The sequence below is a fragment of the Psychrobacter sp. CX16 genome (assembly GCF_057396245.1).
Window position 1 is genome coordinate 16,367 of the sequence record NZ_JBXYJF010000010.1, and the last position, 24,691, is coordinate 41,057.

The following is a 24,691-nucleotide window of genomic DNA, read 5'->3' on the forward strand; positions in this document are numbered from 1 at the left end:
AACCCAAGTCTAGGGCAGAGACTTGGGTTCGGGGCGCGACTTTTTGTTGTAGTTATTATTTCCTTATTAGGCTCATCCTAAGCCTTAACTTGCGTAAATAACTCTCTTTATACTCTACAGGGCAATAGAGTGGTCAAAAGATAATTGTAGATTATCCTAATCTACTTATTTACGCTTGCTAACTCAACACTGCTATCCATGCTCTCCTTGTGTTGATGTGCCCATTGTATGCTTAAACGGGTAACCTGCCTAGCAGCTAAAAGCCCAAATTGGTGTAAGCATTTGCTTACACGGCTGTCCGCTTTTATAGCCGCCATGCTTAGTCTCATATGGCATAAATCTAAGCAGATTATTTCGCATACCACTAACTAGCATCGGCTAATACTGTTATTGCTATACTGGCGCAACTGTATCGTCGATGGTAGACGCATTATCGGCCTCTTTTCTACGCTTCTCTGACATAATCTCGCCTTCTACCTTACCCTCTTGTATTTTATCCTCAATATCTTGCTTGTCTTGCTCTGACGCCTCTGGTGCATTGTCATGCTGCTCTTCTGTAGCACAAGGCTCGTATTGCAGCGTGGTCATCACTGGGAAGTGGTCTGAGCCTATAGATGGCAAACGTTCAATATCTACTAACGTAAAGCAGGCACTGTGGAAAATATGATCCAGTGCCCAACGTAAGAACGGATAATCGACATGAAAGGTGTTAATAAAAAAGCGGCCAATACGCGGGTCAAGTAACTCAGAGATACGCTGGAACATACGTGTGGTCTTTGACCATGCTACATCATTTAAATCACCTGCCAAAATCGCATTTTGATTGTGCTCTTTGATATGACGTCCCACCATAAGCAGCTCTGCATCACGGGTGGTCGATTTGTCCGCCTCAGTTGGACTTGGCGGCATGGGATGTAAACAATATAGCCAAAATACCTTACCATTTGGCAGACGCAGCTGCGTATGAATCGAGGGAATATCATCAATCAACAGATACTTTACTTGAGGGTCAATCAGCTCAAGCTTAGAATATAAATGCATACCATATAGATTATCCAAAGGTACTTTTACAGTATACGGATAATCTGGCTCTACGACACTTAATGCATTCTCCCACTTCTGATCAGACTCTAGGGTAATCAAGATATCCGGCTGCTTTTGTTGTACCAGCTTCACCAATGCTTGCGTATTGTCGTTGGGCGTTAATACGTTAGACACCATCAGCTTAATTTGCACTGGATTTGCCATCGGTATCGCTGATCGAACTTCCTGCTTCCATAGTCGTGTATACGGCAGCACCATGCGTAATTGAAATGCGATAGCCATCAATAAAGCAGCCACGAGCACCCCATCTAGCGCAGACCAATGCGGCATAAGCAACATACCAATTAACCCGACCAGACCTAAAAATAGAATCTGAATACGCGGGAAATCAACCACACGCACCCACCAATTATCCAAAGGCAATAACCCCCAGACGCTCACAAAAACTACAATACCTGCTAGCACTTGAGAAACTAAAAATAGAATGTCGAGCATAGTTAAAACCAACTTATTGGATAGGTAAAAAGACAGCCAGTAGACTGATAGGCCGTTGAATGAATAGATAGTGACACTTAATGATACTCAAGACAATTGCTAATCGCTTCACAATAGAATCTGAACAATAAGCCGTGCTAAAAATAAAGGATTCAGCCTACTTTAGCAAATCAAAATGCCTTTTGTTTGATAATTGATGATAAAAAATCGCAGAAGTCATACAACATCTCTTGCATTTTTGTTCATATCAAGGCAATGTAACCGGTTGCGCACCCATTATTTATAGCTTGTCATAGTGCTAGGTTTAGCACTGACTGCGTACTTTATAGTAGATCCTTATCGCTGACAGTGTATTTAAAGTCAGTCATGATAGGCGACTTATATCGTATGTGGTACCACGCATTGCTTCTCAAAAGCAGTAATGGCTATAGATAGTTGACCATAACACAGACAACTAGGTAGGATAATGAATAGCACTTAGTTGGTTCGTCATCGCGTTAAATCAAATAATATTAGTTAATTCAAAGGGGTAATTTCATGAGTCAATTGACAGTAGGTCTTGTTGGATGGCGCGGCATGGTTGGATCTGTGCTAATGCAGCGTATGGTAGAAGAAAATGATTTTGCCGGTATTGAACCTATCTTCTTCTCGACCAGTAACGCAGGTGGCGATGCGCCTACTTATGAAGGTATGCAAAAGACAGACGCCAATGCAACCTTAAAAGATGCTCATGATATTGAGGCGTTAAGCGCTTGTGACGTGATTATTACCTGCCAAGGCGGCAGCTATACCGATAAGGTACATGGCCCATTACGTGACTCAGGCTGGACTGGCTACTGGGTAGATGCAGCAAGTAGCCTACGTATGAAAGATGACAGCGTGATTGTGCTAGACCCTGTAAACCGCTCAGTGATTGACAGTGCGTTATCAAACGGCACCAAAGACTTTATCGGTGGTAACTGTACCGTCTCGCTAATGCTTATGGCGATTGGTGAGCTGTTTAACCGTGGCTGGGTAGATTGGGTATCTGCCATGACTTATCAAGCGGCCAGTGGTTCAGGCGCTAATAATATGCGTGAGCTTATCAACGGTATGGGTATGCTGCATGATGTCGTCGCTGATGAACTTGCTGATCCTGCCAGTGCGATCTTAGCCATCGATAAAAAAATCGCTGAAACCCAGCGCAGCAGTGATTTCCCTACCGAACACTTTGGTGTACCCCTTGCTGGTAGCTTGATTCCTTATATTGACAGCCAGCTTGAAAACCATCAGTCTCGTGAAGAGTGGAAAGGCGGCGTTGAAACCAACAAGATTTTAGGCAATCAAGGCGATAATACTATTCCTATTGATGGTCTGTGTGTACGTGTTGGCTCAATGCGCTGTCATGCTCAAGGCTTAACTATTAAACTTAAAAAAGACATTCCGCTAGATGAGATTGAAGACGCACTAAAAAACAGCGGCAATCAGTGGTTAGACTTTATTGAAGACGACAAAGAAGAGACCATGAAGCGTCTGACTCCTGTTGCAGTAACGGGCACGTTAACCGTAGCTCTAGGCCGTCTACGTAAGCTTAATATGGGTCCTGAGTATCTTGCAGCCTTTACCGTGGGTGACCAACTACTGTGGGGTGCTGCAGAACCATTACGCCGTATGTTAAACATCATTCGTGAAGGTCAATAAGTTAATCTAACTGAATTAACCTTAACGTACAAAAAGAGCCCAACTGATTAGTTGGGCTCTTTTTATTTACATCATTTTAGTTAGGACTTCTATAATCAAATAAGTCTACAAGGGTTACAAGGCAACCAAGCGTAAGTACTACAAATGTAGACTTAGCGAGGTTAACACTGTAATTGTTTAGTAGTTCGCTGACTATATTATTCACAACGAGCATTAAGTTTTATCACTCATTATAAATAACGCTTCATCCTATTTGCCTAGTCTAATGCATTGGTTTGTCATCTGGTACAAATTCTTCAGACACTTGTTCCATAGGCACGTCAGGATTTCTAATCAGATGGATAATGGCAAAGATTAAGCCACCCCATATAGACGCTATCGCAAAAATCATTAATGCTATCGCGGATGTATTCATCGAGACACTCCTTTTTTACTCTTGATAAAGGTAAGCAGTAATGCACCAATAACAAAGATAGCTACTACGCCCCAACCATAGATGATTTGAGTCATCACAGAATAATCACCGTAGCCTTCTGTTAATAACGATTTCAAGGTCATCACTAACGCACTGATTAAAGATAAAGGCGTGATGATTGACAGCATAAATACCCAAAGCTTGCCTACTTTTAAGCTTGAGATATCATTAATGTGTCTGGTCAACTGCGGGATTAAGCGGCGGTTGAACCAAGTTATCCAGATAATGGATAAGATAGCACCAATGACAATACCGATATTGTTTGCAAAGTTATCGATAATATCAACGAAGGTAATCGCACTTTTTGATGAGAATAAGATAATGGATATCACCGCACTCACGCCGCCAACAATGGTAACTGACTTTTTGCGTGACCAGCCAAACTTATCTTTGAATGCCGCAATAGGCACCTCAAGAATACTCACCATTGAGCTGATACCGGCAAATACTAGCGAACCAAAGAATAAGAAACCAACGATGTCACCTTTGCTGCCCAAGGTTGAGATAAGCTTAGGAAACGCAATAAAGGCAAGACCAATACCACCACCAACAACTTCAGAGATTGGCACGCCAGTTGCTTGAGCCATATAACCCAGTGCAGCGAAGATACCAATACCAGCAAGTAACTCAAATGATGAGTTGGCTAGACCAACCACCAAACCTGAGCCGGTTAGGTTTGCATTGCGCTTAAGATAAGACGCAAAAGTCACCATGATACCGAAACCAATCGATAACGAGAAGAAGATGTGTCCATACGCAGCTAGCCATACTTTTGGACTCTTCATCGCCTCCCAGCTTGGCGTAAAGAAAGCGTTTAAACCATCAACAGCACCTGGTAGACGAGTTGCTTGAATAACCAGCAAAATAAACATAATCATCAATAGCGGAATAAAAATCTTGTTAGCAAGCTCAAGACCTTTTTTAACACCGCCATATAGAATGATTAACGCAATTGCCCACACAATAACCAGTCCGATGAATAGATGCGGTACAATTTCAAATAACACTCCGTCTGCGTTTTGCAGATAGGTATTAAAGAAGAAATCTTCTGGGTTATCGCCCCACTGCTGCCCAAATGAGAACAGCATAAAGTTGCCAGCCCACGTTAAGACACTGGCATAATAAATAGCAATAACAGAAGCGACCAGTACCTGCCACCAACCAATAGGCTCAGCTGATTTTACTAAGCGCTTATAAGCTGTTGGCGGTGCACCTTTATATCTTTGGCCTATCACGTAGTCTAGATATAATAATGGTAAACCTGCCGTTAATAATGCGATTAGATACGGAATTAAGAAAGCTCCGCCCCCGTTTTCATAAGCGACATAGGGAAAGCGCCAAATATTACCTAGACCAACAGCAGAACCAACTGCCGCTAGAATGAATCCAGAACGACTGGACCAATTTTCCCTTTTTTCTGATTGTGTCGACACATCAGACTCCTTATACATCAATAGCCTGCATATTAATAATGATTTAACATGCCAAGCAAGGTAGAAAATAATTCAAAATTTTAGATATTAAATGCTTAAAATTAATCGCAAAAAATTAAAATCGTCTTGTCGCGACCTGTTATTTAAGTATTTAAAATAAATGCTGAGATATAACTAACTCCCCGTTCTCACCATATCTCATCATTTTTATCTCTAAGGCGTTGAAAGAAACCTGGGTGTAAGTTTTTAATATGAAATACTTTTTTATTACCGCTACTTCTCAGTTGAGCTTATTTAAACGACTACTTATGTTAACTAAAGCGATGCTGCGGTAATATACTTTTACATCCAATTACAAAGCAAGTCTGTTTCATCTTCATTTAAATGTCAAGCAACACAAAATTAAAAAGACCATAACTATTGGTTATGGTCTTTTTATAGGTGCTTATTTTATTTTATCGGATGATACCACGTTTGCTATTCTCTAAAGAGTCTATGAGCAGTTGTATTTTGGGCTCTTGTGGTAAAAAATCTGACTTTAATCGCTCAATCACCTCGACAGTGGTTTTGCCTGACTTAAAGATAAGCTTATACGCATCGCGTAGTGTATTGATGGTTTCTTTCGACCACTGCTTACGGCGCATTCCTTCTATATTTAGCCCATGCGCGCTTGCTGGATTACCAGCCACTAAGGTGAGTGCAGCCACATCTTTTAGAATGACACTGCCGCCGCCAATCAAGCTATAGTCGTCAATATGGCAAAATTGATGCACGCCAGATTGACCGCCAATGATAACACCGTTGCCGATATGTACATGACCGGCCACGCCGACGTTATTCGCTAGAATATTGCCATCACCGACTACACAATCGTGGGCAATGTGGGTATTGACCATAAATAGGTTATTACTGCCAATTTTGGTAATACCATTGTCTTGAATAGTACCTCTATGAAAGCTACAAGCTTCACGAATAGAGTTGTTATCACCAATCTCAAGCCACGTCTCTTCACCGTTATATTTTAAATCTTGGCAATCCTCACCAATACTAGCGAATTGGTAAATTTCGTTATTTTTACCAATACGCGTATTTTTGGTGACAACTACATGACGTAACAGCTTAGTGCCCTCACCAATAGTCACTCTATCGCCCACAATGCAGTATGGTCCAATCACTGCTGTCTCGTGAATCTCTGCTGTACCTGAAATAATGGCGGTAGGGTGGATCTGTGTCATTAAAGCAACCTTTGGTCTGGTAAAGTTAGGTCATATTGTTAGAAAAGATAATAAACGAATCGAAATCAGACTTGCTATTGATAAGCGATTAGAAACCTAGCAAGTCAATGGCCAATCTTGGCGCACAATCATCAGTTGTGCTGATGTTGCAAGCTTATCGCCCACATATGCCTGACAATCAAATTTATAAATATGACGTTTTTGAGTCACTATCTTCGATTTTAATATCAACTGATCGCCTGGCATAACTGGCGCTTTAAAACGTACTTTATCAACGCCAGCAAATAAAAACATATAACCGTCTTTTACAGTCACGCCTTCGGTGATAAATGCCAATACGCCAGATATTTGCGCTAAGGCCTCCACAATTAATACACCTGGCATAATTGGATTTTCTGGGAAATGACCTTGAAAAAACAGCTCATTAATCGAAACGTTTTTGTAGCCCATAATCCAGGAATTTGGGCAACACTCAGTGACTCTATCTACTAACATGAAGGGATATCGATGCGGCAAATACTGCTTTAGCTGCTCAAAGCCCATAGGAAGCGTTACCCCACTTTCTGCCAATGAAGACACATCTTCTGAGTTCATTTGCCAAAAGCCACTTTGTTTTTCTGGCGTGACGGTCGTATCAGCAGTAAGTGTCATGAAAGTTCCTCATAGCAGAGTCAATCAGCATTATATTAAAGTGTTATCGTAGACGATTTATAGATGTCTATAATAGAGTAAGGTTAATCGTCTTCTTTTTTACCCAGCTGTCTTAATTGCACCAAAGCACGGCGCCACTCCATCGCAGGCATCGCCCCTATTCCAGAGGAGTAAACGCCAGGAGTATCGATTGTCTTCGTTGCCATGGTCATACCGGTGAGTACCACGTCATCGGTAACCTCTAAATGACCGGCCACACCAGCACCACCTCCAATCATACAGCGTTTACCAATAATAGAGCTACCGGCAAGGCCGGCATTACCGGCTAAGGCAGAGCCTGCACCTAATCGGGTGTTATGCCCGACTTGCACTAAGTTATCTATAATCACGTTATCACCAATAATCGTGTCTTCAACCGCACCACGATCGATACAAGTCTGACTACCCACACGCACACCATTACCGATAATCACACGGCCAAGCTGCACAATACGTAGCCAACCGTCTGTGGCGGTATCTTTTTTGGGTGCAAAGCCAAAGCCTTCAGCGCCAATGCTAGCACCGGCATGCAGGCGCACCTCATTGCCAATCTGACAATGGTAAGCAATATAAACGTGTGGATAAATCAAACAGTTGGTACCGATAGTAACGTTATCGCCAATATGCACATGCGACTCAAGCTTACTGCCTGCACCAATATGGGTATGCTCACCAACCACACAAAACGGTCCTACTTGTACATTCTCCCCCAGTACCGCTGTTTCTGCAATTTGAGCGGTAGGATGGATGAAAGCACCGTTGCAAGCAGAGGCTGGATTAATAATAGGTTCAAATAAGTGAGTGACTGCGGCATAGGCCAAATACGGAGACGCCACAACAATCGCAATACTGCCACTCGGTACCTGCTCGGCATGGTCAGAGGCTACCAAAACGATACCAGCTTTGGTGGTCGGTAATACTTCTGCATAGGCTTTACTTGAGAGAAAGCTTAACTGATCGGTCGTGGCTTTATCTAGGCTGCCAATGCCAGTGATTGTCTTCTGCTGCGAGGCCAACTCTTCCTGATTAAGAATAGGCTGATGAGCGGCAATGGCGTCTATGATTTCGGGTAGGCTGATATGCACGGTAGATATAGTCATCTTTGAATACGTATCCTTCAGGTTAGATATAAGTTATGGATAGACAAGACACGATGACAGTCCTTATTGCTTACAATAAGGACTGTCGAGGCTTACCATTTATACAATTATGATGCTATTTGGCAGTGATAAAGCTGCTTAGAATGTACTACCAATCTGGAATTGTACCTCTTCGGTTTTATCGCCGTCTTTATCGTTAATTGGCTTAGCATAACTTAGAGAGATTGGACCGATTGGCGTATACCAAGTCACACCAGCACCCACACTGTAACGTAGGTCATTATCTTTTTTGGTTAATAGCTTCACATTTTCTTCTAAATATTGATTGTATTCAGCGTAGTCACTGTTAAAGCGGAAATCATCTTTGTGTAAGTCTTCAGTATCAAATACCTGACCACCTTCTGCGAAGATAACCGGACGTACCTGGTCTGCCCAGTCGCCTTTAAATGGCATTGGCAAAATCAGCTCAGCACCGAAAGTCGCTAGCGCATTACCACCAACCTCTTCATAGAATTCATCCGCACTATATAGAGTACTACCATTTGCAGCATAGTTAAATACAGTTGAACGTGGACCTAAACTTGAGGACTCATAACCACGGACCGAACCATAACCACCAGCATAGAAATTTTCGTAGAAAGGCAAGTCATTACCATATCCTAGTCTTGCATAACCGCGGGCAACAAAGTCTTTGGCCAGTGGATAGTAAATATTACCTTTATACACAATCTTCTGGAATTCTTGATCACCAAAGCCTAAAGTCGCATTGACGGTATGGCTCATACCTTTGGTTGGAAACACAGGGCGATCAAGGGTACTATAATCCCAACCTAATAGTAGGTTGTAAGTATCATAGTCATTTTTAAACTTAGCACTACCCAGCTTATCAATACCGATCTCATTGCCATCCTTATCAAGGATAGGCGTGGCATAAGCTGTCATCTTACCACCGTCTTTTAATAGGTCCTCAACGTTTGAGACACCCATAAAACGACCACCATTAATTTCAGTATTATCATAATTAAAACCTGCACTAATGCGCTTGGTTTCATCAATAGGATAGCTGTAGTTTAAGGTGGCACCATAAGAGTCAGTAACATAGTTACTAACGTTTCTTCCGTCAAGCTTCGTTTTTCTATAATAGGCGCTTACCCCTTGTGAGACGCCATTTTCTGTGAAATATGGGTCAGTGAAACCTAAGCTATAAGAGTCGCGCGTTTCAGAGCGAGATAAAGCGGCGTTGATACGGTTACCGGTACCCAAAAAGTTACGCTGACTAAAGTCTAACTGGAAGGTCACACCACCACTCTGCGAGTAACCGGCAGCAATCGTTGAGCTACCTGAAGGCTGCTCTTCTACCGTAAAGTTAATATCCACTTGGTCTGGTGTATTTGGCACAGGCTTCACATCAACGTTAACCGTTTTGAAGAAACCGGTGCGCATCAAACGCACACGTGAGCTTTGAATCTTGTCGCTAGAGGCAAGTGCACCCTCTAACTGACGCATCTCACGACGTAACACTTCATCTTCGGTTTTGATATTACCACTAAAGTTAATGCGGCGAACATACACAGGGCGTGCTGGATCGATAAAGTAATCAATATCAACCGTTTTGGTTTCTTCATTAATACGCGGTACAGGGCGTACTTGCGCAAAATAATAGCCGTCATCACCATAATGATTCTGCAGCGCCGAAGTCGTCGCTTCAAGTTTGGCTTGAGAGTATTGTTCACCTTCAGTGAATTTCACTTCTTGGGCAAGTTCAGTCGCATCGTAAGTTGGCCTACCTAAGAAGCTGGTACGACCAAATTTATATTGCTCGCCCTCGGTAATGCTCACTTCAATGAATACTTTATCTTTTTCATCATTGATATTTAAAATCGCATTATCAACATTAAAGTTAACAAAACCTTCGTTTTGATACATCGCTTTTAAGTTTTCTAAGCTAGCAGCTAACTTCTCTTTGGCATAACGGTCTGACTTAGATAATAGACGTTTCCAAGAGGCTTCTTTCACCGCAAACACATCTTTAATATCTTCATCGCTAAAGTAGTTGTTACCGATGATATTGATATCGACAACTTTTGCCGCTTTACCTTCGATAAAACGAACCGTTAATTTAACACGGTTGCCATCAAGCAGTTCTTGGTCAACTTCGATATCACTGTTGTAATAACCTTGACCGATATATTGTTGTTGCAGCTCATTGGCCACGTTTTGTACGGTTGATTGCTTTAATACATCACCAACAGAGACGCCCGCATATTTTAGACCCTCTTTTAGACCCTCATCAGGGATAAGCTTATTACCCTCAAAATTGACTTCGGCGACAATAGGACGCTCAACCACATAATAAGTCACGCGGCCGCCGTCTACCTTGGCTTGAATATTAGCAAAATCACCGGTCGCATAGAGCGCTTCAATACTCTGAGCCAAATCTGCATCTGTCATTACCTCACCGGTACTGGTGGGAATCAAAGGATAAAGGCTCTCTGGGGTCAAACGTTGAAGGCCAACAAACTCGATATCTGTCACTACCGTGTCAGCAGCATTTGCGGATACAGCCATAACTGCTGCTAGTACAGGGGTGGCCACTAGTTGAGCCATTTTAAATAAAGACGTTTGCATACATACAGTCCGTAGTTCGAAAAACTTGCTAAAGGTAAGGTCGTTTTATAATTTAATTAACCACTACCGGTCAATGAAATATATTTTGAGACGCTAGAATTCTTATTTAAGCCATAAATATAACAAACTATTTAAGGCGATAACATAAATAAATTCTAGTATATTCCATTAAAAGTAGCGGCTAAAGTCATTGGTAATCGCTAATATCATAAAGCCAATTAAGAATAAAAAGCCCAGATTAAAGCCTACTATCTGCATTTTTTCGGAGACAGGTTTACCGCGAATAAGTTCTATCAAATAATATAATAAATGGCCACCATCCAAAACAGGAATCGGCAGTAAGTTCAGTACAGCAAGGCTTAGGCTAATTAAAGCAGCCGTTCCAAGCACTTGCTCCCAGCTGACTTCAAAGCTTTGTTTGCTCACAACAGCAATGGTAATCGGGCCGGATAAGTTATCAAGACCGACTTTACCAGTAATCATCTTACCCATAGAGCTTAAGGTCATACTCGCAAGCTGACCGGTCTTAGAGAAGGCTTTGCCAACCGCACTGATAGGGTCGTAGGATACCATTGTTTTGTAGTCATCTGGTACTACAATGTCCACAGGACTGATACCGGCCCCGATTTGACCATACTCTTGACCGGCATTGCCCTTTTTGCCTTGTGGCATAATTTTTAATGCCACTTCTTTGCCTTCACGTAATACCGTGAAATCAAGTAAGGTTTCTGGGTTATCTCGGATAATACGGGTAGCAGCAATCCAGTCGTCAATCGGCTCGCCATTAATGCTGACTATCTTATCACCAACTTTCATGCCTTGACGGATAGCAGCACCCTCGGGTACCAATTGTCCAATCACAGGCTCAAAGTGCGGCTGCCATGGCATCACCCCAAGACTGCTCAGCGTGTCTTGACCAGACTGCTCGCCTTGCATAAAGTCTTTAATAGGAATGCTGACATCATTTAGAGTCAGATTAACATTATCTGCCGACTGCGCCTGCTCATTCATTTGCGCTAAAGTCAGGCCAATACTGCCGGTCTCACCCATACGATCGGCCAATCGATAGTTAACCTCTTCCCACGTTTGCACCTCATGACCATCAACGGCAACGATTTTATCACCCGTGGGTACTTCAGCCATTGCTGCAGGTGTATCTGGCAACACTGAGCCAATACGCGTATTAAGCTGCTCATTAGGTACCAAAAATAGTACCCAGAATAAGGTAATGGCGATAATAAAGTTCATTAATGGGCCAGCAGCCACAATCGCTATTTTTTTGAGCGGATGCTGATTGTTAAAGGCAAGGTGCTTTTCGCTCACCGCTACTTCGCCTTCACGCTCATCAAGCATTTTCACATAACCGCCTAAAGGCAATGCCGAAATACGATAATCAATGCCCGTCTTTTTACTGGTCCAACTGGCAAGCTTGGGCCCAAAGCCAATCGAATACGTTAATACTTTAACACCACATAAGCGTGCGACAATATAATGCCCCCACTCATGCAATGCGACCAGAGGGCCTAATACGGCAATAAATGCTAAAGCAAACAGCATAAACGTCATTAATCCAGACATGCAGCAACCTCTTTTTGTGCCTGCGATCGTGCCAGTTTATCAATGCTCAAAATATCATCTAGCCCTGTAATGTGGTTATTGGTTTGCGATAGCATCTTGTCTAATACCCGCGCATTAATCAAGGCAATGTCCGTTAATGAAACTTGCTGTTTTATAAACGCATCTACCGCAATCTCATTGGCAGCATTCAGGATAATAGTCGCTGATTGACCGGACTGCATGGCCTCCCTTGCTAATTTCAAGCAAGCAAACTTTTCTAAATCAGGCTTAATAAACTCTAAAGCTGATAGCTCATATAAGTCTAATGATTTTACACCAGCAACAATTCGGTTAGGAAAAGCGAGCGCATGCGCAATCGGGGTACGCATATCTGGACTACCCATTTGCGCTAAAAAGCTGCCATCACTGTACTCAACCAAAGAGTGAATGATACTTTGTGGATGAATTACCACATTAATATCCGATTCAGGTAGATCAAACAAATGACATGCCTCAATCAGCTCAAGTCCTTTGTTCATCATGGTCGCTGAATCAACGGATATCTTTTGACCCATTGACCAATTTGGATGCTTAACCGCCTCACTAACTGTCGCCGCTTGCATCTGCTCGAGGGATTTATTTAAGAAAGGGCCACCAGAGGCGGTTAGCCAAAGTTTGGTGACACCGTGATGCGGCTCGTGAATGGCGGTATTGTCTTGTTGCACGTTGGCCGGCAGACATTGGAAAATAGCATTATGTTCAGAATCTAGCGGTAATAGTGTCGCTCCGCTATCACGCACCGCCTGCATCATCAGGCTACCGGCCATAACGAGCGCTTCTTTATTAGCCAGCAAAATACGCTTACCGCCTTGCGCGGCTGCTAAGGTAGAGGCCAGACCTGCAGCGCCGACAATAGCCGCTACAACCGTATCAACTAGTCTGTCTGTGGTGATATCATTAAGACCTGACTGACCGCCAACCACATCACAGTTAAGATTGGCCGCCTGCAAGCGCTGAGCAAACTCATCTACTTTGTCTTCTGGTACACAGACTCGACTTGGTGAGAATTGTTGACATAGCTCAAATAATTTATCTAAGCGGCTATGACCAGACAGCGCATATATCTCGTACTGTTCAGAGTGAGCAGCAAGAATGGACAGTGTACTGTCACCAATGGATCCGGTTGCCCCTAATACGGCAATGCGCTGGGTCATAATGTACCTTTTAATACAGTTAATTAAGTTCATACTGCTAACTGACTGCTCTTTTGATAAGTGCTCAGCTAACATCACACAGGTTTAAAGACTAAGCTTAGCTTTAAAATAAATCAACATGAGTTAAACAAAAATATCGTTAATAATACCCTGCCTTTTGGCAGTAGTTTATAGTTGCAATGAGTTTAACGAACTTTGTTTTCACTTAATAGCTTAAATAGATTTTTTGAGCCTTGTTATTTAACAAAATAACCCATCTGCTGTAATAGCCAAAAGCCCAGTGCAAAAATGGGCGTCGCCGCTAATAATGAATCAATTCGATCCAATACACCGCCATGGCCTGGCAAGATGGTCCCTGAGTCTTTGACACCGGTGCGTCGCTTAAGCATCGACTCAAATAGATCGCCTAATACCGAGGCCAAAATGGTAAGCAGTGATAGACCCACAAAAACAACCAATAATCTGCCATTTAGGTTTAGTTTAAATAAGCTAATGCCTATAACCACGACTAGACCAGTTACCAATCCACCTGCCAAGCCTTCCATACTCTTATTAGGCGAGACATTCGGTGACATCTTACGCTTGCCCAGTTTACGGCCCACAAAATATGCGCCACTGTCTGCACACCAGACTAATATGAACACATACATCAGCCACCAAGGCGACTGCTGCCATAGATAGAACATAGCCGTAATGGCACCGGTCAAAATAGCAAAGCCCATAATAGACAATCGTTTGCCATACCAGTCTGTTGAAACAGGAAATTTAGTTATCCAAGTGAGTGCCAGTGACCAAATAAAAATTGACGCACACCACCATACTGGCCAAGTTACTGGGAACCATAAACTACACAGAGTCACAGCCAAAACCAACAACACATAAAGTACGGGCGCACGCCACTTAGGCATCAGTTTTGTCCACTCATGGGCAGCAAGGCCTACCCCAAGCGCTAATAACAAAATAAACAGATAAGGACTTTTGCTGGCAAACATTGCGGCGCCGACAATAATAACCAAAATTATAGCCGTTTTGATGCGTGTCCACATACTGATGAGCCCTTATCTAATGTTCTATTAAGTGATTTGACGTCTATTTATAAATACCATCTTACAAGGGACGTCATTGTCTTTATTATCAATCTAACTAATTGTTTGGTTAAATATTGAATAACTGTACATTGACGATATTACTGTTTGAGTCATACCCTTAATCTAATGCTATTTTGAGTTATTGACCAGATTCTATTTGTTCGCTGGTCTTACCAAAACGACGCTGACGGCGAGAAAACTCAATCAGCATATCGTTTAACTCTTTAGGCGAAAAATCTGGCCATAGAGTCGGGGTAAAGAACAGCTCAGCATAAGCGGACTGCCACAGCAAGAAGTTCGATATTCTAAACTCGCCGCCGGTACGAATCAGCATATCCACATCAGGTACATCGGCTAACTGTACGTTGTTATTTAGGCTATTAACCGTCACCTCTTCTGCACTGATTTCGCCCTTCTCAACCTGACGCGCTAGCGTTCTTGCTGCATTGGCAATATCCCACTGACCACCATAACTAATGGCAATAACCAGTGTCATGGCATCATACTCAGCTGTTTGCTGCTCTGCATCCGCCATCAAGGCTTGTAGCTCTTCGCTCACCTGACTTCTATCACCGATAAATCGCAGACGTATGTTGTACTTCTTCATACGTGGCAGCTGCTCATCAATGGTCATTGCTAGCAGACGCATCAATAACGCCACTTCATTGGCAGGACGCTGCCAGTTCTCACTTGAGAAGGCAAACACCGTCAATACTTCAATACCTACTCTAACACAATATTCAACAAGCGGGTCTAGCGACTCTTTACCGGCCACATGCCCTTGGCCTTTAGCCATACCGCGTGCTTTGGCATAACGATTGTTGCCATCCATAATAATGGCGATATGCTTTGGCAAAACGGCAGGAATAGGAAGGGAGTCAGTTGCGTGGGCGCTGGTGCTATTGTGTGGCTCAGTCATAAATTTCTTTATCTATATATTCAGTAAATGGCAGATGATAATGGTTAAATAAGCACACAGGTTATGATGATGCTTTATTTACCATTACCATCTTAAGATAGAGAGAGGCTAAATGGTGTTTAACTTGCCGACACCATTTAATCCCAAACCCATCTAGGTCAATAGCAGCTTCAGTTCATTCAAAGCTGCTAAGTCTTGACCTGAGGGTAAATACGAAAATTAAACTTCCATTAACTCATTTTCTTTGGCATCAAGCTTACTATCGATCACACCGATGTATTTATCAGTAAGCTTTTGAATGTCGTCACTGGCGCGACGCTCTTCATCTTCACTGATTTCTTTTTCTTTGGCTAAGTCTTTGATATCGCTCATCATATCACGGCGCACATTACGGATAGACACACGGCTGTTCTCAGCTTCTGCACGAGCAAGCTTTTGCATATCACGGCGTGTCTCTTCGGTTAATGCCGGCATAGGTACACGAATAACGTCAGCTGTCATTGGGTTTAAGCCCAAATCCGCTTCACGAATCGCTTTATCTACCGCTTGAACCATAGAACGCTCAAATGGCTGAACCAACAAAGTGCGTGAGTCTTCAACGTTTACACTCGCTACTTGGTTAAGCGGGGTATCTGCACCGTAATAATTGACCATAACGCTCGATAGCATGCCTGGATGTGCACGGCCTGTGCGAACTTTACTGAACGCATTTTCTAGCGCTTCAATGGTTTTTTGCATGCGGCTTTCACCGTCTTTTTTGATATCGTTAATCATAACGTTTCCTTTCAATATTCAAAGTAAATTAAAACTATTGATACATGAATAAATAACAAATCAGCGAAGTCTCTCAATTAGTGAAAAACACGCGTGCCTTCATTCTCGCCCATCACAACATTTAATAATGCATTCGGCTTATTCATATCGAAGACTTGTAGCGGCACATTGTGTTCACGGCATAAGGCAATCGCTGTCAAATCCATCACGCCAAGCTTTTGCTCTAATACCTCGTCAAAGGTTAATGAATCGTATTTTTTGGCATCGTCATGCAAGCTTGGGTCTTTGTCATACACGCCATCAACTTTTGTGGCTTTTAGGATAACGCCTGCTTCGATTTCAATACCGCGTAAGCATGCTGCGGTGTCTGTAGTAAAGAACGGATTACCAGTGCCCGCAACAAAGATACACACATCGCTATTTTTTAAATAACGAATAGCGTTACGGCTGCTATAGCTTTCAGTGACTTCACCGATAGGTAGTGCAGACATAAGACGGGTATTAATGTTACGACGCTCTAGAGCATCACGCATAGCCAGACCGTTCATAACTGTTGCCAGCATGCCCATTTGGTCACCAGTAACACGGCCAACTAAGCCCTCTTTTTGTAATTGGCTGCCGCGATATAAATTACCACCGCCAACCACGATACCGACTTGCACACCAAGACCACATAAGTGAGCAATAGATAAGCTCATTTGATCAAGTACCGATGTATCGATACCCATGCCTTTACCACCTGCCAAGGCTTCGCCTGATAGCTTAAGTAAAATACGTGAGTACTGGGGGTTTTTATCAGACATAAGACACCTTATTTATTAACATTCATTAAGTTTAGAATCATTAGGACATATCATGAATAGAGCGTTATTTTCGCCACCTTGCCATAACCGACAACTTATCCATTATGGTAGACACTCTATTAAAAAGGCGGTTATGGTTAAAATAATAAGGGTCCAATAACCATAACCAAAACGCATGCTAAATGGAGTAAAGTTTACCAAAAAACGGCATCTGCTTATAGCGCTAATTTTATATTTAAGCACGGCCACAGTATGCACCAATATCAACCGTCCTATTTAGTGCATACGTTAGCGCATTATTTAAAGCGTAAGTGTATTAACCTTTATAAGAGGCAAATAAATCGTACTCACTGACTTCATCAATGGTTACTGTCAACATATCACCGACTTTAACTGCCAGTTTGCCATTTTGTAGAATATCGTCAACATAAACGTGACCATCGATTTCAGGCGCATCGGCATAACTGCGGCAAATTGCAATATAGTCCTCGACATCAATTTCATCGACCAATACGGTCATAGTTTTGCCAACTTTTTCTTGCAGCTTTTGCTCAGATATTTGCTGCTGAACTGCCATAAAGCGCTCATAGCGTTGTTGTTTAACCTCTTCTGGCACATGATTTGGCAAGTCGTTAGCAACAGCGCCTTCAATCTCAGAGTAGGTAAAGCAGCCAACACGGTCTAATTTTGCCTGTTTTAACCAGTCTAGTAGATACTCAAAATCTTCTTCGGTCTCACCTGGGAAGCCAACCACAAAAGTAGAGCGAATCACGATATCTGGATTGATTTCACGCCACTTTTGAATACGAGCCAGTGTATTTTCACTGTGCGCAGGGCGTTTCATCGCTTTTAAGATGCTTGGACTGGCATGCTGTAATGGGATATCTAAGTAAGGTAGCAAGCCGCCTTTGTCACTTGGTTTTGCCATAAGCTCAACCACTTTATCGACGTGCGGATACGGATACACATAATGTAGACGCACCCAAATACCGACCTTGGCAAGCGCTTGACACAAATCAAAAAACTTCGATTTAAGCGGCATACCCTCCCAAAATACGGTTTTATATTTTAGGTCAAGCCCGTAAGCTGAAGTATCTTGCGAGATAACTAAGATTTCTTTAACGCCGGCTTTCTTTAATGCCATTGCTTCGCTCATAACACTGTCAATCGGTCTTGAGACCAGATCACCACGCAAGCTTGGGATAATACAGAAGGTACAGCGGTGGTTACAGCCTTCTGATATCTTGAGGTACGCATAATGACCTGGCGTTAACTTCACGCCAGCACTGTCAATTAAATCAATTTTTGGGTCGTATGCTTTTTGATCTTTTATGGCTTGCGGCATCGGTGCATGTTTTGAGACCGCTGTCACCACTTCATCATAAGCATGTGCGCCAGTTACTGCGAGTACAGCTGGATGCATGTCACGAATCTTGTCGGCCTCTTTACCCAAACAGCCGGTGACAATCACTTTACCATTTTGATTAATGGCCTCGCCAATGGCGTCAAGTGACTCTTGTACCGCAGACTCAATAAAGCCGCAAGTATTGACCACGACCAAATCAGCGCCGTTGTAATCTGAGGCAACGCGGTAGCCGTCTTTGGTCAGCTCGGTAATGATACGCTCACTGTCTACCAAGGCTTTAGGGCAACCTAATGAGACAAACCCAATTTTTGGTGCTAAACCATTAACATAAGAGGATTGCTGATTGGTGTGCTCACCACTTTGTTCTACACTGCGATTTTGATTGTGATTGGCTTTATGGTGATAGGCAGCTTGGTCAGAGGTTGCTGACGGCTGTTGCTGTTGGATGCTGCTAGAGGAATTAGATGCTGGCTGAGTGGCTGCACCTGGCGTATAGATAGACACTGAATCCGCAGGTTTTTGGCTTGGCATAGACACATACTTTTAAATAGTGGATTGAAATAGAGTGGGCTTGGAAATCAGCATCGTTAACTTGCTGCTGCGCACACTCACTAAAACGTTGTGGGCATTGTACGAATTTTTACCCCTCTATACTAGCACGAAAGCCATATTCATATCTTTTTCATGACCGGTCTTCTCATCCAGATGCACCGTATTGGATATCTGAATGTAGACAAACAGCCACCTTAGTCACGAATCAACCCAAATAATGCGCTAATTTGCATCGACAATGCACTATAATAAATCATCAATCATAAAATGCACTATTTATGTGTTTTTTTAATAAACTCTCTTCTAAATAAGCCTTGATAGCTCAATAGTCATTGCTTCATTATATTGGTACTGATTTTGCACCTTTATTACTATGACATGATGATTAACCTTATTTTAACCTTATTAATGACTGAACCTGTGCAAAATCAACACCCTTTTAGCAGCTATTACACCTGCTCATTGAAACCCGTTAACGCTCAGTAGTCCTCTTTTATTGTCCTAATTTACCTATCGAAAAGACCGTTTATGCAACCGACTCAAGCCCTTCCCCTCCTCCAAAATCTTTATACCAGTGTTATTTGGGTCAATGCCGATTTGGTCATTCAGTGGGTGAACCTGCAAACAGAGCAGCTATTTTCGGTCAGTAAGACACGGCTAGTTGGACTAAATGTCTTAGAAGTGTTAAGCCCATGTGCGGTAAATACGGCCGTTAATGATGCCTCTTATGGGGAGTCGCATGAATCTGTAGAGGAAAGCCAATCAGAGCTTAAGGTACAGTTTAATAACGCCAAAGATTATCAGCAGCCCTTTATTAAATACAGCCGTTACGTCAAAGGCGTGGCTCAGCCGATTTATGCTCACTATAGCGTGACGCCAGTTGAGCAAGAAGGTCAGTCTTTCTTTTTAATCGAGATATGGCCAGGCGATCGTCAAAACCGAATAGATAAAGAGCACCGCTTACAAGAGCAGCATGATGTCTCGCGTGAGATGCTGCGCTCTGTGGCGCATGAGGTGAAAAACCCTTTAGCCGGTATTCGCGGTGCCGCGCAGCTATTAATCAAGCAGACTCGTTTGCATCAAAACCTAGACGATGACCCGAATGATGAGCCTGAAAATGCGACGGTACTCGTTGATGCCAGAAAGCTTGCAGCCTATGCCAATATCGTTATTATCGAAACTGACCGTCTGACTCATTTAATTGAGCAATTGCTTGGCTCTAATCAGCCGCCGGACTTGCAACCGCTTAACATTCATGAGCCTTTAGAGCATGTGTTGTTATTAACCCAGACCCAGTACCCAACCGTTCATATCCATCGTGATTATGATTTATCACTGCCTGAACTGATTGCCGATAAAAATCAGTTGATTCAAGTGTTTTTAAATCTGGTCAACAACGCTTGTGAAGCCATGCTAGAGCAAGACATGACCCAACTCGATGCAGAATATCAACCGATATTAAAAATGATTACCCGTATTGAGTATCAATATACCATTGGCACCACTTACCATCGCCAAGTGATTAAAGTTAGCATCCAAGATAATGGTGCGGGGATTGCGCCTGATTTTATTGGCCGAATCTTCTTCCCGCTTGTTACCGGCAGAGCCAGTGGCACGGGCCTTGGACTGGCTTTAGTGCAAGAGATTGTGCATCGGCACGAAGGTGCTATTGAAGTAGCCTCACACCCAGGTATGACTCAGTTTGATATCTTCTTGCCGTTAGCGCCGACAAACAACCCAAACACGCCAAGCTAAACAATACGACACCCATTTTAAGACTGATAAGAACACCAAACAGGGATTTGAGACAATGACAACAAAACATGCATTATGGTTAATCGATGATGATCCTGCCCTAAGACTGATATTAGAAGATACCTTTATTGATGCAGGTCTTGAGCTACAATCGTTTAGTAATGCCAAAGGCGCTTGGGCACGACTTAATGATGTGCTACATGGTCACGAGGCTCGCAGTACACTGCCCGATGTTATCTTAACCGATATTCGTATGCCCATGATGGATGGACTATCATTTAGCGAGTGGATGCACCGAAACTTCCCTGATTTGCCGGTTATTATCATGACCGCCCACTCTGATTTAAAATCAGCCGTAGACAGTTATGATACTGGTGCATTTGAATACTTGCCGAAGCCTTTTGACTTAGATCATGCTGTTTCTGTGGTTAAAAAAGCGATTCAATCAAACCCTGATGCTACGGTTATTACGCCTGAGCCGAGTGAAGCACCTGCTGCTATAGCGCCTGCTGATACAGCAACTGAGTCTACGACGGCCTCAATCGCCAAGTCTGAGTCTGATAAAAAACCTGTACAGTCTAAGCCCAGTCCTGCCAAAGTTGCTGACAAAAGTGCGGATGAGAAAAGCCCTATTATCGGTCAATCCCCTGTAATGCAAACTGTATTTCGCGCGATTGGACGTTTGGCCTCCTCTCCAATTACGGTATTGATTACTGGAGAATCAGGGACTGGCAAAGAGCTTGTGGCTAGCGCGCTGCATCAAAACTCGCCACGTAATAAAAAGCCTTTTATTGCACTTAATATGGCCGCCATTCCTCACGAGCTGATTGAGTCTGAATTGTTCGGTCACGAAAAAGGAGCCTTCACCGGTGCCACCACTCAGCGTCAAGGACGGTTTGAGCAGGCCAACGGTGGTACGTTATTTTTAGATGAAATCGGTGATATGCCGTTTAGTATCCAAACTCGTTTACTAAGAGTACTGGCGAACGGAGAGTTTTTCCGAGTGGGTGGTCAAAAGCCTATTAAAGTCGATGTGCGTATCATTGCCGCGACCCATCAAAATTTAGAGCAATTGGTAAAAGAGGGTAGATTCCGCGAAGATTTATTCTACCGTTTAAATGTGATTCGCTTACCACTACCGCCACTGCGCGCCCGTCCCGATGATATCCCAGAACTGGTAGATTTCTTTATGGGCCGAGCCGCAACTGAGATGAATACTGAACGTAAGCAGTTGTCGCCAGAAGCACTGTATATCATGCAAAGCTTTGACTGGCCTGGTAATGTTCGCCAGCTTGAAAACGCGTGCCGCTGGATTACCGTGATGGCAACCGGTGAAGTATTAACGGTTGAGGATTTACCGCCTGATTTGACAGAGTTTGCTGCAAGACATGTGCATGCAGAGTCTGTCGCGCCTTCACCTGAGAATCAAGTCGTTCATACTGATAGTACGCCCTACTCTCAAACAACACCTTCTAATGCATCGACTGGATTGTCAGCAGATAATGCTCTTCAGCCGCAACCGTTTAATACGTCTTTACCGAGTACGCCATCTATAGAAACCGGTCAAAGAGAGTACTCAGCACCGTTTCCATCAACGCCTGCTCCAACTAATGCACCCCAAACCAGTAGCAGTTGGCAACAGCAGTTAAAAGCATGGGCAGATCAGTCGTTAAATGCCGGTCACTCAGAAATACTACAATTGGCTACTCCAGAATTTGAAAAAGTATTAATCAGCGTGGCGTTAGAGCATAGCCGAGGCCGTAAAGGAGAAGCTGCTGACCTATTAGGTTGGGGGCGTAATACGTTAACCCGTAAGATAAAATTGCTTGGCATCGAAGACAGTTAGACATTGAAGACAACAAACAAGGGGGGGCATCAGCCCTATTGAGTAAAGTTTTTCAAAAAATTAGAAAAAATGCTTGCCAAGCTTATTTTATTCTATATAATAGTCACCCACTGAGAAGCACTAACCCAGTAAGCATCTATCAGATGCGGAATGTTTAAAATGGGGCTGTGGCGGAATTGGTAGACGCACCAGATTTAGGTTCTGGCGCCGAGAGGTGTGAGAGTTCGAGTCTCTCCAGCCCCACCATTTTATCCGGTTAGTTGTTCTTAGACCAAATATCTAAATAAAAAACCCGCTTTTTAGCGGGTTTTTTATTGGCTGAAATTTCTTGATTATCATCAATGTGATTAATCATAGAAAAAAGACTTGCCAACAGATTTTAAATCTATATAATACACAACCACTGAGAAGCACTAACCCAGTAAGCATCTATCAGATGCGGAATGTTTAAGATGGGGCTGTGGCGGAATTGGTAGACGCACCAGATTTAGGTTCTGGCGCCGAGAGGTGTGAGAGTTCGAGTCTCTCCAGCCCCACCATTTTATCCGGTTAGTTGTTCTTAGACCAAATATTTAAATAAAAAACCCGCTTTTAGCGGGTTTTTTATTGTCTAATAGTTATGAGATGAACTAGTGAATAGTTGATGCTTAAACACTATCTCTTTAGTTGGCTTACACTACTAATCCTTTCTCTTCTAAGTTTTTAAATACCTTAAATTCAACCTCAGTGGCATCACTGTCATTATCGTAATTATAAGTGGCCGGCTCATTACCGCTCATAAAATAAACCGTAATCACACTGCCTTTTCGCGAGATTCTACTGATATCTTTTAGATTTATGGTGTCATTCTGAATTACTAGAAACATAGTTATCGCCTTTTTTATTTTGAGTAATAAATATTAAGTTGTGAATAAATAGCTAAATAAGCGGTCGAATTATACCTGATGTTGCGGCGCGACTAAGGCTTCGATTACTGAGTCCATACTTTTAAACCGGTTTTCTAGTCGCTTAGCCAACAAGGTATCAATAACGGTCTGTAGATATGACCATTGTTTGGATAGTAAGGGTACCTCTGCCTGACAATGCATCACTGCCCAATCTGTTGAGAGCGAGTAGCTATGCCTATCTTTATTCATTTGGAACGGCCTATCACCCACCAATATCTCATACATCATAATACCAAAGGCATAAATATCGCTTTGCACAGAGATAGAATGACCTTGCCAACACTCTGGAGCCAAATAAGCAGCGGTTCCTCTGGGGTGACGACTATTCGAATCATCAAGCCGCTGATCTATTGGTACAGCATATGCTAAATCTGTGATAACTACCGTTAGACCATTAAATCCATCCTCTTTATTCTGCTTAGGCTGTTTTTCTGTCTTCTCTATCAGTTCTGCTTCAGATTCTGCTATCAAAAAATTACTGGACTTAATGTCACCATGAATCCAGCCGAGTGTATGCAAATCAGACACACTTTGCGCTAGCTTATGTATCAGTTGTAATTTTTGTTCATCAGATAATGGATATCTTTTGAGATACTCTTTGACACTGCCTTGCTTAAAGTAAGGCATGCTAAATCCAGTTAACTGCCATTTTCTACCCTCTACTATCAACTGTATTGTAGCAATTGGTTTGATGCAAGGTACACAACACAAGTGATTAGACTGCTTAACAGAATTTGTATCACAAGCCGCAGTTATTTGCTGCAAATGTTGCCTCTCAATAGCCAGTGGTGATATAGGCAGGCTCCGAGTTTGAGTCTCTAATTGATTATCATCCAAATCCTGTAGTTGCCATTTAATCATCCATGTCTTCCCAATTCTATCTACCTGAGTCAACCCTTGATACAGCTCACTACCCATAAATGCCTGTTTGCTTAGTCGATGCTGATACATCAGTCGATAGCCTTGAGCATCTAAGTATTGATTAACTGCTTTAAGCAAAGAGGTATGATAAGGTGAAAATGCTGGCATAACGGACCTTTTTAATAGAGCGAGACTGCGAGAATACGATAGATATCGAGACGTATGGCTT

Annotated in this window: 19 protein-coding genes and 2 tRNA genes; 5 read left to right on the forward strand and 16 right to left on the reverse strand. The window is 42.7% G+C overall.

The window, feature by feature from the left end; all coding sequences use genetic code 11:
* Positions 1 to 393 precede the first annotated feature (393 nt).
* A complete protein-coding gene (locus AC2SLM_RS05285; RefSeq protein ID WP_486552497.1) occupies positions 394 to 1,539 on the reverse strand; it encodes an endonuclease/exonuclease/phosphatase family protein in 1,146 nt (381 codons plus the stop codon).
* 537 nt (positions 1,540 to 2,076) lie between these two features.
* Here AC2SLM_RS05285 and asd point away from each other — a divergent pair.
* Positions 2,077 to 3,219, forward strand: a complete 1,143-nt coding sequence (gene asd / locus AC2SLM_RS05290; protein ID WP_486552499.1) for an aspartate-semialdehyde dehydrogenase — start codon at positions 2,077 to 2,079, stop codon at positions 3,217 to 3,219.
* Between the two features lie 262 nt (positions 3,220 to 3,481).
* Here asd and AC2SLM_RS05295 read toward each other — a convergent pair whose 3' ends face one another.
* The 13 genes from AC2SLM_RS05295 to rimO all read right to left on the reverse strand — a co-directional run bounded on the left by AC2SLM_RS05295 (position 3,482) and on the right by rimO (position 19,032).
* Entirely contained in the window at positions 3,482 to 3,634 is a 153-nt protein-coding gene (locus AC2SLM_RS05295) for a methionine/alanine import family NSS transporter small subunit (protein ID WP_486552501.1), read from the reverse strand.
* Entirely contained in the window at positions 3,631 to 5,127 is a 1,497-nt protein-coding gene (locus AC2SLM_RS05300) for a sodium-dependent transporter (RefSeq protein WP_486542880.1), read from the reverse strand. Before AC2SLM_RS05300 ends, AC2SLM_RS05295 begins: the two co-directional genes overlap by 4 nt.
* Positions 5,128 to 5,582: 455 nt before the next feature.
* On the reverse strand, positions 5,583 to 6,362 hold the full coding sequence (lpxA, locus tag AC2SLM_RS05305; RefSeq protein ID WP_486542878.1) for an acyl-ACP--UDP-N-acetylglucosamine O-acyltransferase: 780 nt from the start codon (positions 6,360 to 6,362) through the stop codon (positions 5,583 to 5,585).
* Between the two features lie 96 nt (positions 6,363 to 6,458).
* Positions 6,459 to 6,956, reverse strand: a complete 498-nt coding sequence (gene fabZ, locus AC2SLM_RS05310) for a 3-hydroxyacyl-ACP dehydratase FabZ (protein ID WP_486552559.1) — start codon at positions 6,954 to 6,956, stop codon at positions 6,459 to 6,461.
* A 140-nt stretch (positions 6,957 to 7,096) separates the two neighbouring features.
* Positions 7,097 to 8,152 (reverse strand): UDP-3-O-(3-hydroxymyristoyl)glucosamine N-acyltransferase, encoded by a 1,056-nt coding sequence (gene lpxD / locus AC2SLM_RS05315; protein WP_486552503.1) that lies wholly within the window; start codon positions 8,150 to 8,152, stop codon positions 7,097 to 7,099.
* A gap of 138 nt (positions 8,153 to 8,290) precedes the next feature.
* Positions 8,291 to 10,780 (reverse strand): outer membrane protein assembly factor BamA, encoded by a 2,490-nt coding sequence (gene bamA, locus AC2SLM_RS05320; RefSeq protein ID WP_486542872.1) that lies wholly within the window; start codon positions 10,778 to 10,780, stop codon positions 8,291 to 8,293.
* 168 nt (positions 10,781 to 10,948) lie between these two features.
* A complete protein-coding gene (gene rseP / locus AC2SLM_RS05325) occupies positions 10,949 to 12,346 on the reverse strand; it encodes an RIP metalloprotease RseP (protein WP_486552561.1) in 1,398 nt (465 codons plus the stop codon).
* On the reverse strand, positions 12,346 to 13,551 hold the full coding sequence (ispC, locus tag AC2SLM_RS05330) for a 1-deoxy-D-xylulose-5-phosphate reductoisomerase (protein ID WP_486552504.1): 1,206 nt from the start codon (positions 13,549 to 13,551) through the stop codon (positions 12,346 to 12,348). The genes rseP and ispC overlap by 1 nt, the downstream gene beginning before the upstream one ends.
* A gap of 236 nt (positions 13,552 to 13,787) precedes the next feature.
* Entirely contained in the window at positions 13,788 to 14,597 is an 810-nt protein-coding gene (locus AC2SLM_RS05335; protein ID WP_486552506.1) for a phosphatidate cytidylyltransferase, read from the reverse strand.
* A 181-nt stretch (positions 14,598 to 14,778) separates the two neighbouring features.
* Positions 14,779 to 15,558: a polyprenyl diphosphate synthase gene (uppS, locus tag AC2SLM_RS05340; protein WP_486552507.1), complete on the reverse strand. Its 780-nt coding sequence runs from the start codon at positions 15,556 to 15,558 to the stop codon at positions 14,779 to 14,781.
* Positions 15,559 to 15,777: 219 nt separating this feature from the next.
* Entirely contained in the window at positions 15,778 to 16,332 is a 555-nt protein-coding gene (gene frr, locus AC2SLM_RS05345; RefSeq protein WP_486542863.1) for a ribosome recycling factor, read from the reverse strand.
* Between the two features lie 77 nt (positions 16,333 to 16,409).
* Positions 16,410 to 17,135, reverse strand: coding sequence for a UMP kinase (gene pyrH / locus AC2SLM_RS05350; RefSeq protein WP_486542860.1), 726 nt, complete (start codon positions 17,133 to 17,135; stop codon positions 16,410 to 16,412).
* Between the two features lie 316 nt (positions 17,136 to 17,451).
* Positions 17,452 to 19,032, reverse strand: coding sequence for a 30S ribosomal protein S12 methylthiotransferase RimO (gene rimO, locus AC2SLM_RS05355; RefSeq protein ID WP_486552508.1), 1,581 nt, complete (start codon positions 19,030 to 19,032; stop codon positions 17,452 to 17,454).
* A gap of 549 nt (positions 19,033 to 19,581) precedes the next feature.
* Between rimO and AC2SLM_RS05360 the strand changes: the two genes are divergently transcribed.
* From AC2SLM_RS05360 to AC2SLM_RS05375, 4 genes are all read left to right on the forward strand, one after another.
* On the forward strand, positions 19,582 to 20,808 hold the full coding sequence (locus tag AC2SLM_RS05360) for a two-component system sensor histidine kinase NtrB (RefSeq protein WP_486542855.1): 1,227 nt from the start codon (positions 19,582 to 19,584) through the stop codon (positions 20,806 to 20,808).
* Between the two features lie 55 nt (positions 20,809 to 20,863).
* On the forward strand, positions 20,864 to 22,654 hold the full coding sequence (locus tag AC2SLM_RS05365; RefSeq protein WP_486552509.1) for a sigma 54-interacting transcriptional regulator: 1,791 nt from the start codon (positions 20,864 to 20,866) through the stop codon (positions 22,652 to 22,654).
* Between the two features lie 161 nt (positions 22,655 to 22,815).
* Positions 22,816 to 22,900, forward strand: a tRNA-Leu gene (locus tag AC2SLM_RS05370).
* Positions 22,901 to 23,108: 208 nt separating this feature from the next.
* Positions 23,109 to 23,193: transfer RNA gene (locus AC2SLM_RS05375), tRNA-Leu, on the forward strand.
* Between the two features lie 132 nt (positions 23,194 to 23,325).
* Here AC2SLM_RS05375 and AC2SLM_RS05380 read toward each other — a convergent pair.
* Complete coding sequence (locus tag AC2SLM_RS05380) at positions 23,326 to 23,520, reverse strand: hypothetical protein (RefSeq protein ID WP_486552511.1); 195 nt, start codon at positions 23,518 to 23,520, stop codon at positions 23,326 to 23,328.
* A gap of 69 nt (positions 23,521 to 23,589) precedes the next feature.
* The gene (locus AC2SLM_RS05385; protein ID WP_486552512.1) at positions 23,590 to 24,630 is read right to left on the reverse strand and encodes a protein kinase domain-containing protein; all 1,041 of its coding nucleotides are present in this window, start codon (positions 24,628 to 24,630) and stop codon (positions 23,590 to 23,592) included.
* Positions 24,631 to 24,691: the final 61 nt, after the last annotated feature.

Bases quoted from the DNA above. Each gene is read 5' to 3' on its own strand.
- AC2SLM_RS05285 (WP_486552497.1), bottom strand. From the start codon at position 1,539: ATGCTCGACATTCTATTTTTAGTTTCTCAAGTGCTAGCAGGTATTGTA.
- asd (WP_486552499.1), top strand. From the start codon at position 2,077: ATGAGTCAATTGACAGTAGGTCTTGTTGGATGGCGCGGCATGGTTGGA.
- AC2SLM_RS05295 (WP_486552501.1), bottom strand. From the start codon at position 3,634: ATGAATACATCCGCGATAGCATTAATGATTTTTGCGATAGCGTCTATA.
- lpxA (WP_486542878.1), bottom strand. From the start codon at position 6,362: ATGACACAGATCCACCCTACCGCCATTATTTCAGGTACAGCAGAGATT.
- fabZ (WP_486552559.1), bottom strand. From the start codon at position 6,956: ATGAACTCAGAAGATGTGTCTTCATTGGCAGAAAGTGGGGTAACGCTT.
- lpxD (WP_486552503.1), bottom strand. From the start codon at position 8,152: ATGACTATATCTACCGTGCATATCAGCCTACCCGAAATCATAGACGCC.
- bamA (WP_486542872.1), bottom strand. From the start codon at position 10,780: ATGCAAACGTCTTTATTTAAAATGGCTCAACTAGTGGCCACCCCTGTA.
- rseP (WP_486552561.1), bottom strand. From the start codon at position 12,346: ATGACGTTTATGCTGTTTGCTTTAGCATTTATTGCCGTATTAGGCCCT.
- ispC (WP_486552504.1), bottom strand. From the start codon at position 13,551: ATGACCCAGCGCATTGCCGTATTAGGGGCAACCGGATCCATTGGTGAC.
- AC2SLM_RS05335 (WP_486552506.1), bottom strand. From the start codon at position 14,597: ATGTGGACACGCATCAAAACGGCTATAATTTTGGTTATTATTGTCGGC.
- uppS (WP_486552507.1), bottom strand. From the start codon at position 15,558: ATGACTGAGCCACACAATAGCACCAGCGCCCACGCAACTGACTCCCTT.
- frr (WP_486542863.1), bottom strand. From the start codon at position 16,332: ATGATTAACGATATCAAAAAAGACGGTGAAAGCCGCATGCAAAAAACC.
- pyrH (WP_486542860.1), bottom strand. From the start codon at position 17,135: ATGTCTGATAAAAACCCCCAGTACTCACGTATTTTACTTAAGCTATCA.
- rimO (WP_486552508.1), bottom strand. From the start codon at position 19,032: ATGCCAAGCCAAAAACCTGCGGATTCAGTGTCTATCTATACGCCAGGT.
- AC2SLM_RS05360 (WP_486542855.1), top strand. From the start codon at position 19,582: ATGCAACCGACTCAAGCCCTTCCCCTCCTCCAAAATCTTTATACCAGT.
- AC2SLM_RS05365 (WP_486552509.1), top strand. From the start codon at position 20,864: ATGACAACAAAACATGCATTATGGTTAATCGATGATGATCCTGCCCTA.
- AC2SLM_RS05380 (WP_486552511.1), bottom strand. From the start codon at position 23,520: ATGTTTCTAGTAATTCAGAATGACACCATAAATCTAAAAGATATCAGT.
- AC2SLM_RS05385 (WP_486552512.1), bottom strand. From the start codon at position 24,630: ATGCCAGCATTTTCACCTTATCATACCTCTTTGCTTAAAGCAGTTAAT.